The organism is Neobacillus endophyticus (assembly GCF_013248975.1).
Lineage (GTDB): Bacteria > Bacillota > Bacilli > Bacillales > Cytobacillaceae > Neobacillus > Neobacillus endophyticus.
On sequence record NZ_JABRWH010000001.1, the window covers coordinates 235,463 to 254,682 of the forward strand.

General features: G+C 38.8%; 17 protein-coding genes. 7 read left to right on the forward strand and 10 right to left on the reverse strand.

Annotation, left to right across the window (positions count from 1 at the left end):
* Positions 1-39: 39 nt before the first annotated feature.
* Together ytfJ and HPT25_RS01170 are read right to left on the reverse strand one after the other, a co-directional pair.
* Positions 40-549 (reverse strand): GerW family sporulation protein, encoded by a 510-nt coding sequence (ytfJ, locus tag HPT25_RS01165; protein ID WP_173058824.1) that lies wholly within the window; start codon positions 547-549, stop codon positions 40-42.
* 18 nt (positions 550-567) lie between these two features.
* A complete protein-coding gene (locus HPT25_RS01170) occupies positions 568-1,194 on the reverse strand; it encodes a DUF2953 domain-containing protein (protein WP_246277113.1) in 627 nt (208 codons plus the stop codon).
* 234 nt (positions 1,195-1,428) lie between these two features.
* On the opposite strand from HPT25_RS01170, the gene HPT25_RS01175 reads away from it, so the two are divergent.
* On the forward strand, positions 1,429-2,229 hold the full coding sequence (locus HPT25_RS01175; RefSeq protein WP_173058830.1) for an NAD kinase: 801 nt from the start codon (positions 1,429-1,431) through the stop codon (positions 2,227-2,229).
* Between the two features lie 44 nt (positions 2,230-2,273).
* Here the strand turns inward: HPT25_RS01175 and rarD are convergent, their stop codons facing one another.
* The 7 genes from rarD to refZ form a co-directional block, all read right to left on the reverse strand.
* Entirely contained in the window at positions 2,274-3,212 is a 939-nt protein-coding gene (gene rarD, locus HPT25_RS01180; protein WP_173058833.1) for an EamA family transporter RarD, read from the reverse strand.
* Between the two features lie 241 nt (positions 3,213-3,453).
* The gene (gene mbcS, locus HPT25_RS01185) at positions 3,454-5,040 is read right to left on the reverse strand and encodes an acyl-CoA synthetase MbcS (protein ID WP_173058835.1); all 1,587 of its coding nucleotides are present in this window, start codon (positions 5,038-5,040) and stop codon (positions 3,454-3,456) included.
* A 162-nt stretch (positions 5,041-5,202) separates the two neighbouring features.
* On the reverse strand, positions 5,203-5,409 hold the full coding sequence (locus tag HPT25_RS01190; protein ID WP_173058838.1) for an alpha/beta-type small acid-soluble spore protein: 207 nt from the start codon (positions 5,407-5,409) through the stop codon (positions 5,203-5,205).
* Positions 5,410-5,524: 115 nt separating this feature from the next.
* The gene (thiI, locus tag HPT25_RS01195; RefSeq protein WP_173058840.1) at positions 5,525-6,733 is read right to left on the reverse strand and encodes a tRNA uracil 4-sulfurtransferase ThiI; all 1,209 of its coding nucleotides are present in this window, start codon (positions 6,731-6,733) and stop codon (positions 5,525-5,527) included.
* The gene (locus HPT25_RS01200; protein ID WP_173058843.1) at positions 6,734-7,876 is read right to left on the reverse strand and encodes a cysteine desulfurase family protein; all 1,143 of its coding nucleotides are present in this window, start codon (positions 7,874-7,876) and stop codon (positions 6,734-6,736) included.
* A gap of 115 nt (positions 7,877-7,991) precedes the next feature.
* Complete coding sequence (gene ezrA, locus HPT25_RS01205; protein ID WP_173058846.1) at positions 7,992-9,677, reverse strand: septation ring formation regulator EzrA; 1,686 nt, start codon at positions 9,675-9,677, stop codon at positions 7,992-7,994.
* Between the two features lie 325 nt (positions 9,678-10,002).
* Complete coding sequence (gene refZ, locus HPT25_RS01210; protein ID WP_173058849.1) at positions 10,003-10,635, reverse strand: forespore capture DNA-binding protein RefZ; 633 nt, start codon at positions 10,633-10,635, stop codon at positions 10,003-10,005.
* A 157-nt stretch (positions 10,636-10,792) separates the two neighbouring features.
* On the opposite strand from refZ, the gene msrC reads away from it, so the two are divergent.
* Positions 10,793-11,275: a free L-methionine (R)-S-oxide reductase MsrC gene (gene msrC / locus HPT25_RS01215; protein WP_173058852.1), complete on the forward strand. Its 483-nt coding sequence runs from the start codon at positions 10,793-10,795 to the stop codon at positions 11,273-11,275.
* Positions 11,276-11,344: 69 nt separating this feature from the next.
* Here the strand turns inward: msrC and megL are convergent, their stop codons facing one another.
* Positions 11,345-12,529: a methionine gamma-lyase gene (gene megL, locus HPT25_RS01220; protein ID WP_173058856.1), complete on the reverse strand. Its 1,185-nt coding sequence runs from the start codon at positions 12,527-12,529 to the stop codon at positions 11,345-11,347.
* A gap of 343 nt (positions 12,530-12,872) precedes the next feature.
* Here megL and rpsD point away from each other — a divergent pair, with 343 nt between their 5' ends.
* The 5 genes from rpsD to HPT25_RS01245 all read left to right on the forward strand — a co-directional run bounded on the left by rpsD (position 12,873) and on the right by HPT25_RS01245 (position 19,134).
* Complete coding sequence (gene rpsD, locus HPT25_RS01225) at positions 12,873-13,475, forward strand: 30S ribosomal protein S4 (RefSeq protein WP_173058859.1); 603 nt, start codon at positions 12,873-12,875, stop codon at positions 13,473-13,475.
* A 723-nt stretch (positions 13,476-14,198) separates the two neighbouring features.
* On the forward strand, positions 14,199-14,744 hold the full coding sequence (locus tag HPT25_RS01230) for a helix-turn-helix domain-containing protein (RefSeq protein ID WP_173058862.1): 546 nt from the start codon (positions 14,199-14,201) through the stop codon (positions 14,742-14,744).
* Positions 14,745-15,333: 589 nt separating this feature from the next.
* Positions 15,334-16,335: an ABC transporter ATP-binding protein gene (locus tag HPT25_RS01235; RefSeq protein WP_173070787.1), complete on the forward strand. Its 1,002-nt coding sequence runs from the start codon at positions 15,334-15,336 to the stop codon at positions 16,333-16,335.
* The gene (locus HPT25_RS01240; RefSeq protein WP_173058865.1) at positions 16,322-17,320 is read left to right on the forward strand and encodes an ABC transporter ATP-binding protein; all 999 of its coding nucleotides are present in this window, start codon (positions 16,322-16,324) and stop codon (positions 17,318-17,320) included. The genes HPT25_RS01235 and HPT25_RS01240 overlap by 14 nt, the downstream gene beginning before the upstream one ends.
* Positions 17,299-19,134 (forward strand): ABC transporter substrate-binding protein, encoded by a 1,836-nt coding sequence (locus HPT25_RS01245; protein ID WP_217269594.1) that lies wholly within the window; start codon positions 17,299-17,301, stop codon positions 19,132-19,134. The genes HPT25_RS01240 and HPT25_RS01245 overlap by 22 nt, the downstream gene beginning before the upstream one ends.
* Positions 19,135-19,220: the final 86 nt, after the last annotated feature.

Consider the following 19,220-nt stretch of genomic DNA (forward strand, 5'->3'; position numbering starts at 1 on the left):
AAAACTCGCCTGCCGGCGAGCTGCTTCTGCATCAATAGGTTAATCATTTACATCAATATCAACATCTAATTTAGGTTGTTTGTTTGCATTTTGGGCTTGATTTTGCTGATCTTTCTTCGAGAACATCTGCTGGATTTTATCCACAGCCTGCGGTGCAAGCTCAAGAATTTTCTCATATAGATGGGTACTTTCATCTAAGTGAAGCATTTTAACTCCATGAGAATTGACAATTAAAAAGGCTATAGGTGTAATGGAAACACCTGCACCGCTTCCTCCGCCAAATGGAAGAGAAGGTCTCCCTTGTCCTTGTTGACCTTGTTGACCTTGCCCCTGGCCTTGTTGACCCTGCCCTTGTCCTTGTTGACCTGAGCTGTCCACTTTAAATTCACTTCCGCCAGCAGCAAATCCGAAACCAACCTTTGAAACCGTTAAAATAACACTTCCATCCGGGGTCTCCACTGGATCTCCGATTATCGTATTAACGTCAATCATTTCTTTTAAACTTTCCATTGCAGTCGTCATCAAACCTTGAATTGGATGATCTGACATAGCATTTTCCTCCTCTAATTAAAGGGATTTGGTTTTTTCATTTAATAAACTACTTTTAAAGCGGGATCTCCCGCCTTTCCAGAATTTAATTAGTTTTAATCCTGCTAGAATAGCATGCCCGATTCGAAACTGTATCATACACGTAAAACGGGTTTGAATGACGGCTGCTTGAAAATGAGGAGTAATCGATAATTTTGGCATTTCTTTTAATTGCAAATAATGGCTGATTAGTCCGATGATACTTCCCTTCAATGTCCATAACGCTCCTGCTGCCATGGCGGTATATGCAGCATCACCAATACCCATCAATGTTTCCCATTCGAATTTTTTTATAACAACCTTTTGAAAAAACTTTCGCACAATCACATGCAGACCAAAGACCCTCTCCAGTAATTCTTTAATGTTATGAAGGCGGTGCATGATGTCATGTTTACCAATTTGAGTCACCTGATCGTCAGCTTGATCATTTCCAGGTTCCCCCACATGCGTATGGCTTTTGACGACAACACTTGGTGAATTGTCGTCAATTTTAATTACTGGCACATGAATTTTATATTTAATAAATCGGAAAATCCGAAGCTCAATCTTTAAATCATCATTATCGTTATAGTGCTGATAATTGATCAGAATTGTTAGTTTTGCCAATAAGACTAGAACGAAAAGCAACACTAGAAGAGATAAGGAAACTAGTAGCCAAAACAAATCGTTCACATCCTTTCACTCATTCTAGTATTTCCTACTATGAAAAAAATAATCGCCAGAATTAGCCATAGCCCCTTGCGTAAAGCACACAAAAGTTTCCATTTACCACCAAAAATGCTAAACTAAAATAGACAAGCCACTATACTGTTTATCATCACTATCCAAGGGGGATTTCCAATGACTGAGAGACGTAATATATTTTATTATTACAAACAAGATGAGGAGATTGTTTCAAAAGTTGCACCGTTGTTTGAAGCATCAGAACGGTACGGCTTTACCATTGTTGATGATGCTCGAGAGGCAAATATTATCGCAAGTATTGGAAATGACGGTGACTTTCTACAAGCAGTAAGAAAAACTGGCTTCCGCAATGATTGCCTTTATATGGGAATTTCAACTAAACACAACCTTAACATGTATTGCGATTTCAAAATTGACGATACGTCAAAAATGATAAATGCGATGTTAAATGAACAGCTGGAGGTCCGCCGTTACCCATTAATTGAAATTTCCATTGATGGACAAGGAACATTCCAATGTTTAAACGAATTCAGCATCCGTTCCTCGATTATTAAAACACTCGTAATTGATGTATTTGTCGACTCACTCCATTTAGAAACCTTCCGTGGTGATGGACTAATTGTTGCCACCCCGACAGGCAGTACAGCCTATAATAAATCAGTTAAAGGAGCGATTGTCGACCCGCAGCTAACGTGTATGCAGGTCAGCGAAGTAGCTTCTATCAACAATAATAGCTACCGTACACTTGGTGCATCCTTTATTTTGAGCGGAGAACGCACACTAACCCTTAAGGTCGTTTCGGAAAACAATGATCACCCCACAATGGGCATGGATAATGAAGCATTAAGCATCCGCCATGTTGATAAAATCCAAATCAGATTAAGTGAGAACAAATTAAAAACACTGAAATTAAAAGATAATTCATTCTGGGAAAAAGTGAAAAGAACATTTTTGTAATAATGAAAAGGCCGTGGATCTTTTGTGCTCCACAGCCTTTTTTATTATTCCTGATTCAAATTTATATTCTTCCTGCCCCATTTTACTGCTTTTTCCGTTAATAGTTTGGTTCTTGAGAGCGAATAAATCAATAAAGCAGACCAAATGAAAAGGAAAGATATCAATTGGATTTTTGAAAAATGTTCATGATAAACAAAAATGCCTAACAGTAATGTTAGTGTTGGTGCAATATATTGCAGAAAGCCAAGCAATGATAATGGGATTTTCTGCGCCCCTTTGGCGAAATAAAGGAGCGGCACTGCTGTAGCAACACCCGCACCCATTAATAACAATTCAGTGCCAAAACCGGCCGATAGATAGGCCGTCGATCCTTTTATAAATAATATTACAATATAAATGGCAGCGATTGGCGTGACCATTAGGGTTTCCAATGTTAACCCCACGGAAGATTCCACATTGATCATTTTTTTAGCGAGCCCGTATAATCCAAAAGAAAGGGCTAAAACAATGGCAACCCACGGGAATTTCCCATGAGAAACTGTGATAACCAATACTCCCACTGCGGCGAGGCCAAATGAAATATATTGAGAACCCGTTAATTTCTCCTTTAGGACAATCATCCCCAAAAGGATGCTGACTAATGGATTAATATAATAACCAAGGCTTGTTTCAATCATATGGCCATTATTTACTGCCCAAATATACGTAAACCAATTAATACTAATCAAAATAGATGCCGTAATTAATGCGTACATTTGTTTTTTATTTCTGGCAAACCCCTTAAAGGTATGGAGAAATAAGCCCCATTTTCTCGTAATTAACAATATGACTGCCATAAATAGAAATGACCAAACCACCCGATTTGCCAAAATTTCTTGGGCATCAACATTATTTAGGAACTTCCAATAAATCGGTAATAATCCCCAAAGAAAATAGGAAAGGCCTGCATAAATGGCCCCAAGCTGTGTATCGTTTTTGTTCATATGTCCCCTGCTCCTATTCTTTCTAGTTTCGAAATAATTTCTATTATAACCTGAAACTAGATCATTTGGAGAACAATTTGCTTTCCAATACTTTCTTTCATTTAGCTGATAAATAAAGAAAACTCGCCGACTGGCGAGTCCGTTAGGGTGAAGACAGAGGCGTAGTTGCACTAATGCCTATAGAAAAAGCTTTCTTATAGGCCAAAAAAGGCAGATGATTTTCACCATCTGCCTGCATTTCTTATCCCTGTTTAGCTGCTTCCAATTCTTTTTGCCTTAGTTCAATTCGGCGGATTTTTCCTGAAGTTGTTTTCGGAAGCTCAGTCAGGTATTCAATTTTTCTCGGATACTTATATGGTGCTGTAAGGTTTTTGACATGTTCCTGAAGAGTTTGGGTTAATTCAGGAGTATTTGGATCCACTTCATCCTTTAGGACAACGAACGCTTTCACTATAGAGCCGCGGATTTCATCAGGACTTGCAACAACAGCACATTCTTTAACATACGGATGTTTAACAAGGGCATCTTCTACTTCAAAAGGTCCAATTGTATACCCGGAGCTGATAATGATATCATCACCGCGCCCTTCAAACCAGAAGTAGCCTTCCTCATCCATTTTCGCTTTGTCCCCAGTTACATAATAATCACCGCGAAATTGCTTCGACGTTCTTTCCGGATCTTTATAATAATTTTTGAAAAGCGCCGGCGTTTCAACGTGAACGGCGATATCGCCGACTTCACCTACCGAACAGACTTCTCCTTCTTCATTGATGATTTCAACCCTATTGCCTGGAGTAGGCTTACCCATTGAACCAGGCTTTAAATTCATCCCCTTGCTGACGCCGACAAGCAGAGTATTTTCTGTCTGGCCATAACCGTCACGGACATCTATTTGAAAATACTTTCTGAAAGTATTAATCACTTCCCGATTAAGCGGCTCCCCCGCTGAAACAGCGCTTTTAAGATTTGGCAAGTGAAAATCAGACAAGTTATCTACCTTTGCCATTAACCGGTACTCTGTAGGGGTACAGCATAGAACATTTACCTGATATTGTTCAAGCAGGCTTAAATACTTTTTCGGATCAAACTTTCCATTATAGACAAAGCCTGTTGCCCCTGAACCAAGCACAGATAGGAAGGGGCTCCAGATCCATTTTTGCCATCCTGGTGCTGCTGTTGCCCAAACGGTATTCCCTTCTTCTATGCATAGCCAATTGGCGGCTGCCGTACGTAAATGAGCATATGCCCAGCCATGGGTATGCACCACCCCTTTTGGGTTCCCAGTGGTTCCTGAAGTATAGGACAAAAACGCCATATCATCACGGAGTGTTTCTGCTGGAGCAAAATCTTCCCCTGCTTCCTTCATCTCCTCCTCAAGGTGAATCCAACCATCTGCTGCTCGGCCAACAGATATCTTTATTAATGAATGCGCTTCCATAATATTTGTAAATTGGTTAACAAATGGATAGTAACTAATAATTGCTTTAACATCACCATGTAATATTCTGTACTTTAGGTCTTTTTCCCTCAACATTTCTGAACTTGGGATAACAACCAATCCCGCTTTCAAAGCGGCTAAATAAACAACATAAGCTTCTATGAGACGGGGGATGATCACTAGCACCACATCACCCTTTGTTAAGCCTTTTTGCACAAAAACATTTCCAACCTGATTGACTTGATTTAATAATTGCTGGTATGTAACTTGTTTAACCTCTCCCGATTCGCTTTCCCATTTCAAAGCTATTCTGTTTGGGTTACTGGCAAATCGCTCAACTTCTGACACTAGATTATAATGTTCCGGTGCAATTAAATCTTCACGCTTCATGCTTCTCCCCCTTAAATTTTTTAAATAATAACTACTCACCTCCATTATACAAAATTATTCAAAAATTTTAAATTATTGTTCTCAGCTAAATGTTTTCTTTTTAAATAAATAAGAGAGCGAGATAGAATCCCGCTCTCTGTAGCCATTGTATTGAATTTTTGATTAGCGAGCAAAGCCGCCGCCTAATTGAGATTCAGCCATAGAAACTAGACGCTTAGTGATTTCACCACCTACAGAACCGTTAGCACGAGAAGTAGTGTCAGCACCAAGGTTAACGCCGAATTCTTGAGCAATTTCATATTTCATTTGGTTAAGAGCTTCCTGTACACCAGGAACTAATAACTGATTTGAGTTGTTGTTGTTTGCCATGTGATACTCACCTCCTTGTGAGTATAGAATGTGTAGAATCACATGGTCTCATTCTAAAACACAACTGGTAATTGTTCACATAAATTTCAAAAAAATACAGTATATTTACGTTTGGCTAAAATAATTCATCAAACTCTGACTGTTTGTCGCTGCCTGGCTTTATTGTCAGTACCTCTACTCCTTGTACTGCCTCTTGAATGAGCGGTTCAAAATCAAAATAGCTTTCATACTGATTAACTTTTTCCCGCTTCGGTTTCGTTTTTGGAGAGGCAGGTACAAAAATAGTACAGCAATCTTCGAACGGCCGATTAGATATTTCAAACGTATCTATTTGCTCAGCAATTTTTATAATATCCGTTTTGTCCATCGAAATCAAGGGACGTAAAATCGGTGTATTTGTTACTTCATTGATGGCATACATACTTTCCAGTGTCTGGCTTGCAACCTGTCCGAGACTCTCGCCCGTTACGATCGCTAAGGCCTCACGATTATGTCTTATTTCATCCGTAATTCGCAACATCATACGTCTAGTTGATGTCATGGTATAATTTTCCGGCACCTGCTCCCGAATAGCCTGCTGAACGTCTGTAAACGGGACAATATGCAATTTCATGGACACTTTTGTTATGTCCACCAGTTTTCTTGCAAGATCAATGACTTTTTCCTTTGACCTTTCACTTGTAAAAGGCGGGCTGAAAAAGTGAACTGCTTCAATTTCTAAGCCGCGTTTCATTGCCATAAATCCTGCTACAGGGCTGTCAATTCCACCGGAAAGCATAAGCATAGCCCTGCCTCCGGATCCAAGCGGCAATCCACCCGCACCTTTTATCGTTTCACAGGACAAATAGATCGCTTCTTTTCTTACCTCAACCCGCAAATTTATATCAGGATTTTTAACATTTACCGTTAAGCCTGGTATTTGGCTAAGCAGATATCCGCCAACAGTATCATTGATTTCATTTGTGTTCAATTCAAAGGCCTTATCCGATCTTTTCGCTGTAACTTTAAATGTTTGTCCTGCCTTGAAAAGTGATTGGAGCAATTCTAAAGAAGCCTGTTTTAATGCTTCTACATCCCTTTCTACTTTGATGGCTGGACTAAATGATTGAATCCCAAATATATTCTTTAAACTTTTAATTATTTCTATGCCATTTTCACCATTTAATAAAACGTACATTCGGTCACGGCTTGCTTCAATTTTCGCCTTTGGAAAGGGAATAAGAGCTATTCGGACACTTTTCCTTAGTTTATCGACAAATTTATTGCGATTTCTTCCTTTTGTGGATATTTCTCCATAGCGGATCAAAATGCGATCATAATTCATTTAGTTCATTACCTTTCTTAGTTGGTTTAACGTTTGCTTCATTGCCTTCATCACTTCTTCAGCCTCTTCTATTGTATTATCATATGAAAGGCTGATTCTGATAGAGCTGTCCGCTAAGCTTTCCGGAACGTCCATTGCTACTAGTGTTCTACTTGGTGACTTCTTTTTGGAAGAACAGGCACTAGTAGTTGAAACAAATATTCCCTTCTGTTCAAGTGCATGTATGAATACCTCTGACTTTATACCTGTGATGGAAAAATTTAAGATGTGCGGAGCGGCATAATCAATTGGTGTGTGAACTTGAATCCCGTCTATTTCTTCTAACCGGTTTCTTAACAGCTGCTGAATTTTTTCCATTGGACTAATCCCTGTTTCCTGTTTCAGGAAGGTTAATCGAAGCGCCTTTGCCATCGAAACCGCCCCCGCAACATTTTCCGTGCCGCTGCGGATTTTCCTCTCTTGATTTCCGCCGGAAAAAAGCGGCGTTAGTCTAGCTCCATCACGAATAAATAGGACACCAGTACCTTTTAATCCATGAAATTTATGAGCGGACAGCGAGTAAAAGTCTATTCGGTTTTCATGTATCAGTAGTGGAACCTTGCCTATTCCTTGCACCCCGTCAACATGAAAAAGAATATCAGGATAATTCCTTAAGGTGTTTGCTATATCCTCAATAGGCTGAATTGTACCAACTTCATTATTGACATGCATGATGGAAACCAGGATGGTATCTTTCCGAATGTTTCTTTCCAGATCCATTACAGAAACCCTGCCTTCTACGTCAACAGGCAAGTAGGTGATTTCAAACCCTTCCTGCTCCAACTCTTCCATTGTATTATAAACGGATGCATGTTCGATTGACGATGTAATAATATGGCGCCCCTTATTTCGATTTCTGTAGGCCGCCCCTTTAATCGCCATGTTGTTGCCCTCGGTGCCGCCTGAAGTAAAATATATTTCATTCGGTTTTACCGACAAAAGCTTTGCAATCTGTTCCCTTGCCTGGGATAATAGCTTCTCAGCCTGTCCGCCAAAACTATGAAGCGAAGACGGATTTCCAAAATAGCTGCTGGAAACTGTTACAAATGAATGTAATGCTTCTTTATATGGTTTAGTTGTTGCACTATTGTCAAAATAAATCATTCGTTTTCACCTTCCCTATTGCCGAAATAAATCTTATCACAAAAATGCCTATGGAAAAAGAATGAAAAGAAAAAACCGATTCGTCCAAAATTTGGCTGAATCGGTTTTTTACAATTTAGGTTTCTACTGTAGCTTTTATTTTCTTTAAAGCCTCAGGATCAATTCCTTCAAGTGATGCTGCAACTTGCTCCAATGCTTCCTGATAATCATATTTTCTAAAAGCATTTTCCGCCGCAGATAGCCCTTTGGCAATAGACGAATATTTACTGCGATAACGATTTCCATACTGAATCGCTTTTTCAGCCAGCATAGCATTCTCGATCAATTCAATCGTGGAAGAGACAAGTTTCTCTACTGTTAAAACAGCAATTTCCAAATACTGATTTAAGGCTGAAATATTAAGCGGCTTCTCCTCAAGCTGCAATTTGACATTATAAATACTCTCATGGGTATCTTCAATAAGGAGTTTATAATCTTCCGGAATACCAGGCACATTGCTCTTTGTAACAAGTCGAACAGTTTCGCCAACCTTTTTCGTTAATTCTTGGACCTTTTCCCTGGCTTGCAATTCATCTTTTCTTAATGCTTGTAGTTTTTGCGCAAACTCCTGCTGTCCTTCACGAACTAGTTCCAAGCGCTCTTTCAGCTCATTTAGTTCCTCACTTATGGCTGTTTGCGCCGTATCATTCATCCTGATTTTTTCCGTTAAAATATGATAACTTTTATAAACCGCTAAAAGCTCTTTTTCTAAACTCGATATTGCATCAAAATCCTGATCGGAAAGCTGGTAGCTGCCTTGAACGTGAAGAACTTCCTTCGTAAGGATTTGATGCTCCTCTTCAGCTAATTGCAGGTGCTGACTTGTAATTTTTTCATTCTTTTTAACAAAATGCTTTGCATGTACTTCTTTTTCTAACAGGTCAAAAAGAATGTCTATCCGATCTTTGACTTCACTCATGCCTTCTTGAGCCCTTTCGATTTCAGCGGTTTCCACTAAAAATAGATTTTCCTCAAGCTTTTCATTCAAATTTTCCATTTCTTCCTCGATGTGTATATGGTCCAAATAATACCCTTGGTCAATCATTTCCTTATACCCCTCCGCCACTTCTGCCAGCTGGATAGGAAATAGTGATTGACATTCAATAAGCATTTGTGGAATTAAATTCATATGATTCTTTATAGTGCTAAGCTGACTATGAATAAAAATAACCACTTCACGAGCTTCAAGGTAATTGCCATTTTCTGTTTTTTCATCATACTCTTGAAACTTTTGCATCACTCTATTTAGTTGTTCTTCTAAATTCTTCTCCGCACTGCCAAAGCTATGGCGATGAGCCAAAAGCATTTTTTTATTTTCCCTGTACAGCTCTTTTAGCTGTTCAATTTCTTCTCTGTTTTTCTCCTCGCTGCCCACCAACTCATGCAGTTCATCAAGAATATTCTTTATTTGGGCTTCAGTTTCCTGGAGCTTGTGCACAATTTCCGTTTGAACTTCCTTTGCTTTTTTGAAACGGTATTTATCTATGTATTCCTCTGCTTCAAATAGCATTACATCAAATTTTGGAAGCTTCACCGTGATAATATCATCCCATTGATTCCGCCACTGCTCAAAAAGCTCTTCTGTTTGTCCTGTCATATTCAGCTGTTTCACCTTTGACATTTCATCCGGTATCGGACGATTAAACAGATCTATTTTCCACGCTTCTAAGCGATCCATTTCTTTAAAATACTTTTTCTTAATTACATACCCAATTACAAACAAGACAAGTAAGAGGATGAAAAATCCAATGAAAAATATCATTTGTAAGCCTCCTATTCCAAAACAACGCTTGAACCAATCCCAAAAGGATCCAATCTATATAAATTTCAGTTATTTCAGTTTCAATGCCTTTATGATAACATGTATACGACATTTTTTGACTATTATTTTCAATTTTTTTGTAAAAGAAATCAAAAATTATCGATTTTCCTTAAGAAGTTTGATATATCTGGATTTTATTTACAGATTACAGTGATTCGAATATGGGCCATTAGCAAAAAAAACCAGACAAAAAGCACTTCGCTGATTGGGGAAAATCACCTCTCCAGCTAGTGCTCTCCAATAATATAAAACCATCCCTGCATTCTTATTTTACAACAACTTCCTTTTTTATCTTAACGGAAGGAGTTAAGGTGTTATCGATCCATAAATAGATTTCTTTTAAATATTTTTGCTCAAAAAATTGCTCATTTGGAAATACATATAAAACTTCCCTCATATAATGCGTATTCATGAACGGCATCATGAGTAATCCTTTTAATTGAATGAGTAGGTAGGGAATGGAGTGCGGGCGAAATTCATTCCATTCAAAACCTCTTTCAAAAATCTTTTGAAAATAGAATTTCTCTTTTAAAGAGTAAGTTGACATCACTTCACGGGCTACCTGTGAATCGATGGATAATTCCCTGTAGATAAAACTGGCAAGCTGATAATTTTCACTCTGAAAATGAAGCAGCTCCGCTACGACACGCTTTAAGCATTCTTTCGCACCCTTATCAATCGTCTGGTAAGCATCTTCCATTTTGCGGATATATTGTTCAAAGAAATGCGTAAAACAATATTCTAAAAGCCCTGCCTTATTTTCAAAATAATAGGCGATCGTTGCGGAATTTACTTTGGCAAGACTGGCAATATCCCTGATTGACGTCCCATCATATCCTTTAGAATTAAACAGCAAAATGGCTGCCTTCAAGATTTGGTCTTTGGAATCCTTCTTCATTGGCTTTCCCCCTTTTTCAGAACACCAAGATCCCCTTTCATATAGGATTCTTGATGTCACAATTGATTCCTTTATGAAAAAGTCGACAAAGTCTGCTCATTTTCCTGTAATTCTGATAAAATAAACTCTAAAAACGAAAGAAAAAAGGTGAAACACCATGTTTAACGTCGAAAAATACTCAGAAAACCGTGAAGAAAATTATCAGCTTGTGAAAAAACAATTAAAGGCCCTCATTCACGGTGAGAAAAATATCGTGGCGAATCTTAGCAATGCATCCGCATTATTAAACCAATTTTTAAATCGAGTAAATTGGGTCGGGTTTTATTTAATGGAAAATGAGAAGGAACTCGTATTAGGACCATTTCAGGGGCTTCCTGCCTGCATCCGTATTCCGCTTGGAAAAGGGGTTTGCGGCACTGCTGCAATGAAAAAGGAAACTGTCCGTGTAGAGGATGTCAACCAGTTCCCAGGTCATATTGCCTGTGATGCTGCTTCACTATCAGAGATCGTTATCCCTCTTTTTAAAGATGATCAGTTAATCGGTGTATTAGATATTGATTCACCGGAATTAAATCGATTTGATGAACTCGACCAAAAACATTTGGAAGAGTTTGCCGCTATACTAATGGAATCCTTTTAACTAAAACCCGCCAGTCCGAAGCAGCATGTGTCTCAAAAGGGGTGCTGCTTCCCTTTGGCGGGCTTTTTATTAGATTTTTACTAACGCTTGGTCTAGGTCCTCCATCAAATCTTCCCATGCCTCAAGGCCTACTGAAAGTCGAAGCATATTATCACCAATCCCCATCTTACTTCGCTCTTCTTTTGGAACAACCGAATGAGTCATAGTAGCCGGGTGCTGAATCAATGTCTGCACTTCCCCCAGACTGACCGCAATTTTGATAAGTTTTAACTGATTCATGAACATTTGAGCGGTTTCTTTTGTACCTTCTACAGAAAAGGCAATCAGAGCGCCTGGTTGTTTCATTTGCTTTTTCATGATGGGATAATCAGAGCATTCTGGATCACCAGGATAATAAATAGAGGAAATTTTCGGATGACTTTTTAAAAATGAAAAAAGCTTTGCAGCATTTTCCGACTGCCGGTCCATGCGAACAGGAAGTGTTTTTAATCCACGCAAAAGCAGCCAGGCATCAAATGGGGAGATCGTACCGCCAATATCTTTTTGTGTTGTACGGGAAATCCTCTGTATCATTCCGTTCTTCCCAATCACCAGCCCAGCAATCACATCCCCGTGACCGCAAATATATTTAGTGGCACTATGGATCACAATATCACAGCCATGGCTGATCGGATTTTGCAAATAGGGCGAGCAAAATGTATTATCTACAACAACAGGAATGCCTTTTTTCTTCGCCACATTGGCAGCCATTTCTAGATCAACAAGCTTCATCGTCGGATTAATGGGTGTTTCGATATAAATACAGGAAGTGTTTGGTCTGATATCCTTCTCTAAGGTCTCCCTAGAATCCATTGCTGAAAAATCGTGATCGATTCTATACTTTTCTTTAAATAATGTGAGCAGGCCAAACGTGCATCCGTACACTCCCTGAGAGCACAGAATATGATCGCCAGTTTTCGTTAGGGCAACAAGCACCGCACTAACGGCAGCCATTCCAGATGAAAATGCCAGGGAAGCCTCCCCTTTTTCGAGCAAAGCCATTCTTTCTTCAAGGATTTTCACCGTCGGATTCCCCAAACGCGAATAGATAAACCCTTCTTCCTCCCCGGCAAATCTCCTTTCACCTTGTTCTGCATTCGCAAATATAAAGGTTGATGTTTGATATAATGGCGGCACTAAACTTCCCAGATGTTCGTCTGACCTGTAACCAGCATGAATGACTTCCGTCTCAAAATGAGTTTTCTTTTCCTCCACTTTATAGCCCCCATTTCTTTTGAAAGCGATTTCCTTTATTTATATAGTGTATGTAAGATCTCAGATCATCGTTAAGAAGATCAGAGACAGATTTTTAGTCTGAATGAAAATACTATTGACTTTGTTCCTTTAAAAATTATATAATACTCTTTGTGTAAAATATTGCAGCCTAAGAGGCAACTTTAATTCTCTCATTTTGTTCCTCACAACCAATACTTTGTGATGGTGTATCGGGTAACTCTATGCTGCTAGAGCGAGGATGCATGAAAACAAAATGGTTATTATAGCTGTTTCGTTGCGGTTTTTATTTTACCAAAATAAAAACACAGAGGAGGAGTCTTTCATGGCTCGTTATACCGGCCCAAGCTGGAAATTATCCCGTCGTCTTGGAATCTCTCTAAGCGGCACAGGTAAAGAATTAGAAAAGCGTCCTTACGCTCCTGGACAACATGGTCCAAACCAACGCAAAAAACTTTCTGAATACGGATTGCAATTGCAAGAAAAACAAAAACTTCGTCATATGTACGGAGTAAACGAGCGTCAATTCCGCAACTTATTCGTTAAAGCTGGCAAATTAAGCGGTATCCACGGCGAAAACTTCATGATTCTTCTTGAGTCACGTCTTGATAACGTTGTTTACCGTTTAGGTCTTGCTCGCACTCGTCGTGCAGCTCGTCAGTTAGTTAACCACGGTCACATTTTAGTTGACGGTTCTCGCGTTGACATTCCATCATACCGCGTAACTAATGGCCAAACAATCAGCGTTCGTGAAAAATCACGCAACCTTGACGTAATCAAAGAAGCACTTGAAGTTAATAACTTCGTACCTGATTTCTTAACTTTCGATGCTGACAAATTAGAAGGTACTTTCACTCGTTTACCAGAGCGTTCTGAATTACCTGCTGAAATTAACGAATCACTTATCGTTGAGTTCTACTCTCGTTAATTGATTTGCTTATTAAAAAGCAATCAAAAAAACCCTAGAAAATGCGTTTTATCAACGCTTCTAGGGTTTTTTGTTTTTTAATCTGCTTAATATAATTTTGTATGTCCCCCAAATGAAATGGGGGGAATTGGGGGAGGAATTTTCAAAAAAAGATCAAGTGGACAGGCGCGTTTATTTTTTTATACTTATAATAATGACCATCAAAAAAAGTCATGGATTACGCTTCATAGTTTCAATTGTTTTTCCCATTCCCGTCCCCCCCCTGTCAAGGTCATCTAATATGTTATTTTCTGTTATCTCTTATTACAGATACCTTGAGCCCGTATGTGGAATTGTCTAATCATACTTATCTTTTTATGGTTTCGGACATTAAAAAAAGACCTTGAACCAAGATGAACGGTCTATTCTTTCTTTATTGACATTAAACAGCCCTCTCCTTGTTTGTAGAAGTTCCTATAATCCAATCCCAACTCTTTTAATTTCTTTTTTAATACTGGTTTCTAATCGTATCCTGGTGATGCCATTATTCTTGAAAAGATACCTCTTCTTTATTAAATACTTTTTATCAGGAATACTATATTACAAAAATTTCACGAACAACAAACTATTATTATTATAAAAATATTCAAAATTTTAATTTACATTTAAAGTAATTATGATAAAATCGTAATCAATTACAGTAATACTGTAATTATTCCTCAATTAAAAGAAAGGAATTAAGTGATGGAAGAAATTTTTCAAAAAATAAAGCAATTACGATTTGAACAGGGTATGACTTTAAAGGAATTAAGTGAAAAGACGGAGTTGTCTGTTAGTTTTTTATCCCAAATAGAGAGAGGAACATCATCACTCGCCATCACATCATTAAAAAAAATTGCCGACGCGTTTGGAGTAAAGATGATTCATTTCTTCGAAGAGACAGAAAGTCTAAATTACGCAGTGAAAAAGCAAGATCAAAAACCTTTTAAAATAGAAAGTTCTGATTCAACTTATATTAGATTAAGCAATAATTTTGCAGATAGAAAAATTGAACCACTTCTCGTGATAATCAAGCCGCATCAAAAAGAAAGTGAACCGGTAAAACATCCGGGTGAAGAGTTTTATTATGTTATAAAAGGGGCTGTCTTACTCACTGTTGATAAGACGGAATATTATTTACGAGAAGGAGAAGCGATACATTTCCCTTCAACTCTTCCCCACATATGGGAAAATCCACTTGATCAGGAAACTATATTACTATCTGTGATCACCCCAGTTATTTTTAACTAATGCTACTTCCACAAAGATGGGTGTTTTTCGAATAAGATCGTCAACCCATATAACTAGATGCTTCGTGGCATCTTTTCGTAAGAACATTTGCAAAAAAAGCCTGCAAACTTTGTTAATACCCTTTTTAAATTGACCCCATAGAGCCTTTAGGTCTCCTGGAACACAAAAAGGAGTCCTCTCCAAAATGCTGAAATAAGTATGCACCACAAAACATATGTGAATGAAAGAGGACTCCCTTTTACTATTTTTGAACAAGGAAGCCTGTTTAACCTACAAAGCTATCTAATTTATGACCTGTCAAACAATTTGAAGCCTCATTTACGTCTACATACATCGAACCCATCATCGCTTTTATCACAAAGAAATCACTTTTTTGGCAACCTGTTGATCTTACCTATGCGGCCATGGTTTCCTAAGCCCAAGAAATACTGGTCTAAATCAAGGAAGAAAGCAAAAATTGATTAATTGAAGTAGCTGAATGAGAGGCCTCCCTTCCTATCTTCAAAAATTTCAAAATTGAAGATCAGTTACACTTTCCTCCCTGTTGAGATTCCCACAATTTTTTATAATTTATTTGAAAAAGGTGAGGCTGTTGACATTACTAAAAGTAAAAGATTTGACAATTAAATTTAAGTCACGTCAGGGTGCTGTAAAAGCAGTGGATCGTTTGAGCCTTGATTTAACTCAAGGAAGTTCATTAGGAATCGTTGGTGAAAGCGGCAGCGGCAAGAGTGTTACCTCTCTCTCTATAATGGGACTTTTGCAAAATGCGAACGCTGAAATAACTGGAACCATTGATTTTGATGGCGTAGATTTATTAAAACTTTCGCCTAAGGAAATGCGAAAAATTAGAGGAAAGTCTGTGTCAATGATATTTCAAGAGCCGATGACATCCCTTAATCCGCTGCATACATGCGGCAAACAGATTATGGAGCCAATCCTGATTCACCAAAAAGATGTAAGCAAGCAAGATGCAAAAAAATATGCAATTGAGATGCTGAGAATGGTAGGAATTCCTTCACCTGAACAGAGATTTCATGAATATCCGCATCAAATGTCGGGCGGGATGCGGCAAAGAATCATGATTGCCATGGCATTAGCCTGCAATACAAAACTATTAATTGCCGATGAACCTACCACCGCATTAGATGTTACGATTCAAGCCCAAATACTAGATTTAATGAACAGCCTAAAGAAAAAAAGGAATATGAGTATTATCATGATCACCCATGATTTAGGTGTTGTGAAAGAAATGTGTGAGAACGTAGCCGTCATGTACACGGGTCAAATAGTGGAAAAAAGCCCAACTGAGTTAGTATTTGCTGATCCCCTTCATCCATATACACAAGGATTGCTAGGTGCAATCCCGAAAATCTCTAATAAAGTAGAAAGACTTGAGGCGATCGAGGGAACTGTCCCTGATGCATTAAATATGCCAAGCGGATGCAGCTTCCATCCTCGCTGCAAATATGCAACAGAGAAATGCAAGCTGGAAACGCCTCCATTATTTAAACAAGAAGATGGCCGTGAAGTAAGATGCTTTATTTATGACGGAACAGAAAAGGGTGATGATGTAAATGCCACAAAATGATACGAAAGCAATAGCAGCGGCATCAAACACCTCAGAAAACATTTTAGAGGTTTCTCACTTAAAGAAATCCTTTCATATTAAAGGCCCTGATGGAAAAAAAGGATTGCTTAAAGCAGTAGACGATATCTCTTTTACGATTAAAAGGGGTGAAACATTTAGTCTCGTTGGTGAAAGCGGATGCGGGAAAAGTACGCTGGGCAGGACTCTGCTTGGTCTTTATGCGCCAGATCACGGCTCTAAAATTATTTTTAATGGTGATGATATTACCCATTTTTCCAGATCCAAACAGAAAAATTTCACCAAAAAGGCACAACTGATTTTTCAAGATCCCTCTGCTTGCTTAAATCCACGCAGAACCATTAAGCAAATTTTATTAGAACCTTTCAAAATTCATAAACTGGAAAATGCTGAAGCAAAAATTACTGAACTGATCGATTTGGTCGGTCTGGCAAGCCGTTATTTGGATAGATTTCCTCATGAAATGTCAGGCGGGCAAAAACAAAGGGTAGGTATTGCCAGAGCATTGGCACTAGATCCAGAGCTTATTGTGTGCGACGAACCTGTCTCGGCATTGGATGTGTCTATACAAGCCCAGGTAATTAACTTACTAGTGGACCTGCAGCAACAATTGAATCTTACCTATCTATTTATCTCACATGATCTAAGCGTGGTTCACCATATTAGTAATCGTGTTGCTGTTATGTATTTAGGTAAAATCGTTGAACTGGCAACTCGCGATGATCTATACGAAAAAACGCAGCACCCCTATACAAAGGCACTTCTCTCATCTATTCCAGATGCAGGCGGAGATCCCCGAGAGAAGATTATTCTTACTGGGGATGTGCCAAGCCCATCTAATCCGCCAACTGGCTGTCGATTTCACACAAGATGTCCTGCTGTGATGAATATTTGCAAAACAGTGGCACCGGATTTTATTCAAACAGGTAGTAACCATTTTGTTGCATGTCATTTATGTACAAAGTGATTCTATTAATTTTAGGCTTGTTAATCGTGACTGTTGATTTCCGCTCCAGGTACGAGCGGTTCGCGGGCGTGCCGGGGAGCCTCCTCGGCATTATCGCACCTATGGGGCTTCCCTGCCCCGTACTCCCGCAGGAGTCTTCGTACCTTCCGCTCCAATCAGCAGAATATGAAAATCAACAATATCCATTAACACAGCCAAATTTTAAAAAGAAGGGGTTGGGGATGATGAAAAAAATTGCTTTACTGGCCATTACATTGATATTGGCTTTATCACTATTCGCATGCAGCAAGCAAGAAAAAACTGGAGGAACATCTGCATCCAATGCTGATACCATCGTTATCGGGGTAGCATCTGATTGGAAAACAATGGATCCAGCTCGTGCTTACGAGGTATACGGGAATTTCTATTTTTATGCAACATATGAGAATTTATATATGGTGCAAGGGTCAGATCTCACTCCAAAGCCAGCTCTGGCTAAATCATACACAGTAGATAGTTCAGGTCTTGTTTATACTTTCACGCTTGACGGGGGACATAAATTTTCAAGTGGAAATCCTGTAACGGCACAGGATGTTGTATTCAGTTTTAATCGTACAAGAAATTTAAAAGGCAATGCTGCTGCTCTTACAGAAGGTGTTGCAAAAGTAGAAGCAAAAGACAACAAGACAGTTGTCGTCACTCTAAAAGCAAAGGATGCATCCTTTCTTTCAAAAATTACAAACAATGCCTATGCAGTTCTTGATAGCAAAGTAGTAAAGGAAAAAGGCGGCACTGATACAGCGGATGCAAGCACATCAGATAAAGGATCTTCTTACCTTGATGAAGCATCAGCTGGCAGCGGTCCATATATATTGAAAAAGTGGACAGCCAATACAGAGATGGTTCTGGCAAAGAATCCGTATTATAAAGGCACTGTGTATGCAAGTAATATAATCATTAAAGAAATGCCTGATCCAAACACACAAATTCAAGCGCTTGAAAAAGGTGATATTGACGTTGCCTTAAGCGTTGGACCTGACCAAGTGAAAAGCATTAAAGCTGGTGGAAACGCAAAGGTTATCACTTCACCAACTTCAACCATTTCTTTTTTACTAATGAATGATAAGCCGGAAATCGGTAAAGAAATGGCAAATCCACTTGTTCAGCAAGCTGTCCGTTATGCACTTGACTATAAGGGATTCCAGCAATTAGCAGGTAATGGGGCGCTGCTGCCGTTATCTTTTGTGCAAAAAGGATTTGTTGGTGCTAAATCTAGACCTGATAATTATCAAAACATAGAAAAAGCAAAGGACTTGATGAAGCAAGCAGGGTATGAGGATGGCTTCACTGTGCCTCTAACAGCAGCTAACTTTAATTCCGAAGGACTTTCATGGATAACAATAGCTGAAAAAGTAAAAGAGGATCTTGCAAAAATTAATATCAAAGTAGAAATAAAAACTGGAGAGATTGGCGCTGTAATTGATGATTATCGAAATGGTAAAGCCCCATTCCTAGTCATGCACTGGTCACCTGACTACTACGATTTAAGCAACCAATTAGCATTTATCCCAGGCGATATTGTAGGAAAACGGGCTAACTGGGATCCTGCAGCTAACCCAGAATTAGTAAAGTTAGCAGAACAAGCGAAGGTGGAAATTGATGATACAAAACGGGCACAGATTTCGGGCAAGATGCAAGACATAATGGCTGAGAATAGTCCTTATGCATTCTTAGTCCAGCACCCTAAATCATTTGCTGTCAGCTCCAAACTGGAAGGCGCTGCTTATAATGATCTTTGCAAACTGCATTTAAACGATTTAAAACTCTCTAAATAATCAATGAAAATAGCTAAAAGCAATCCGCAGGCAGCTTCCTGCGGACTGCATTCAAATTTAATCTTAAGTTTTATCAGTTTTAAAGA